The organism is Bartonella sp. AU16XJBT (genome assembly GCF_028618665.1).
GTDB lineage: Bacteria > Pseudomonadota > Alphaproteobacteria > Rhizobiales > Rhizobiaceae > Bartonella.
The window spans coordinates 1-949 of the sequence record NZ_JAQITF010000079.1 but is presented as its reverse complement, the minus strand read 5'-3'; the positions used below and the strand labels follow the sequence as shown (position 1 = coordinate 949).

General features: G+C 35.8%; 1 protein-coding gene. It reads right to left on the bottom strand.

The features are described from left to right. Positions 1–781: 781 nt before the first annotated feature. Positions 782–916 (bottom strand): hypothetical protein, encoded by a 135-nt coding sequence (locus PVV66_RS09650; protein WP_273719621.1) that lies wholly within the window; start codon positions 914–916, stop codon positions 782–784. Positions 917–949: the final 33 nt, after the last annotated feature.

The window sequence follows — 949 nt, the reverse complement described above, 5'->3', positions numbered from 1 at the left end:
CCCTCGGCAAAACATTGCGGAAAGGCTGCCTTTAGTTTTGCAATATCTTGCTCTTGTGGGCTTTGACTCATGCCCTCTATTTTATCTTCACCCGCTATTATAGTCATTTACGCACTTCCCCGTGACGCTTAGTATAAAATATGTCTATGAATATTGCTTTTATACGCAGCAATTCATTTTATCCTATTTATTTCTGTATCCTCTGCAAATTTACTTTCATGCAAAGTGTCGTATAAGCTGTTCTCTTTATTTTTTAAAGTTTCTTGTGCTTATTTTATTTCTTTTCGTTTACGCAAGTCAGCTCGATCAATTCGCATTACCACATTTCGATCATTTTGCTTTTTTTACCTTGCTTTGCAAGAGCAATAATTTCGCGCTCTAAGTTGGCGCGCTGTTTCGCATAATAAAGACGGCGATTTATATTTCTTCTTGTGTGCTATTATGGCACTTACAAACATTATCAGTAAACTTATCAATTGGCACAAGCCCATCCAAAATATGGACATCTTTTGGCTTCATCATATTTCTGACAAATTGAAGAGCTGAAGTATCAATTTAACGATATGTCACCATGGGTAATTTTAAAATTGCGTCACATGTGGCTTAGTCAAGCACATACAAGTACTATCACTACCAACTAAAACATAAATTTCTTCATCATTTATTACAACGCAATAAAAAACAATTTCACAAGGGGTTATGTCGGCATCCATTTCTAATTCTCGCTTGTCCAGGCAAGAAAAATTTGTAAAAATTCCTTTTACGGAGGGTAAGAGCACACTCAAACGCCCGCTAGCAGATTGAAAATCCTTCCTATATCATAAGAAGAATGCTGTTGTGGTTGGCCTTTAAATAAATCAATGACGCTTTTAACCGCATCATTTTGAAATTCTTGTTGTTTAAATTTAAGTTTCATATCGCCGCCCCAATCGTCTCTCTATAGTTTAAA

What these genes read in the sequence shown, in the direction of transcription:
- PVV66_RS09650 (WP_273719621.1), bottom strand. Translation starts at nt 916, where the DNA reads ATGAAACTTAAATTTAAACAACAAGAATTTCAAAATGATGCGGTTAAA.